Here is a 735-nt window from a genome sequence, read left to right on the forward strand (position 1 = left end):
GATTGGTTCCCGTGTGGCGAGAAGACGCAACCTCTCCATCTTACCGGGTACCGCGCGCGTTCATCGAAGGCGTCCGAATCTCGAGTACAGTGTCGACTCATGGCTGAGAGCACACGCGTCGGATCACCGCAGACTGCGCGTTCCGGAAACCCGTGTGTGTGGTGCGGCCGCGAGGTCGCGGTGACGGGAGTGGGTCGTCGTCGCCGGTACTGCAGCCAGTCTTGTCGCCAGCGCGCGTACGAGCAGCGCAATGCCGTCAAGGGCACGACGATCCCGGCTGACGCCGTCATCTTGACCGCCGTCGAGGCCGTCGAACTGGTGGATCGGATGTTCGAGGTTCGCTGCGCCGCCGAAGATGTGGCGACTGCTGTTGCCGAGGGAGCCGAAAGTTCGGAACTCGCACAGTTGTGTGAACGGTTGACCGAACTTGCCCGAGAAGCCGAACGTTTCCGGTGAAGCAGGTGTGGGCAACCGGTTTCTAGCCTTGCGTTGAGCACCGCAGCACTGCGGTGCGCCTGACGCCTGACGACGACAAATTCTGATCCTGAGTTCGGACCTTCGGGGAGGTTCGGACTTCGAAGCGACCCTTCGTCGAGGTCGATGATCTTCGGCTGCGCTCTCGCAGGATCGCCACATGGTTTCCACTCGATATCGAGGCGGTGCGATGTTTCTCTTCAATCCCCGAGCCACAGTTCCCGGCGCTGATCGTCACAACGCTGTGTGGGGGTGGTCGTG

At 62.0% G+C, this 735-nt stretch carries 1 protein-coding gene; it reads left to right on the top strand.

Annotated features, from left to right (window positions below; translation table 11 throughout):
* Positions 1 to 99 precede the first annotated feature (99 nt).
* Positions 100 to 456 carry a hypothetical protein gene (locus tag EEB12_RS00740; protein WP_020907776.1) on the top strand — a complete coding sequence of 119 codons (357 nt, stop codon included), beginning with the start codon at positions 100 to 102 and terminating at the stop codon, positions 454 to 456.
* Positions 457 to 735: the final 279 nt, after the last annotated feature.

This window comes from Rhodococcus sp. WS1, from assembly GCF_003797745.1.
GTDB lineage: Bacteria > Actinomycetota > Actinomycetes > Mycobacteriales > Mycobacteriaceae > Rhodococcus_F > Rhodococcus_F erythropolis.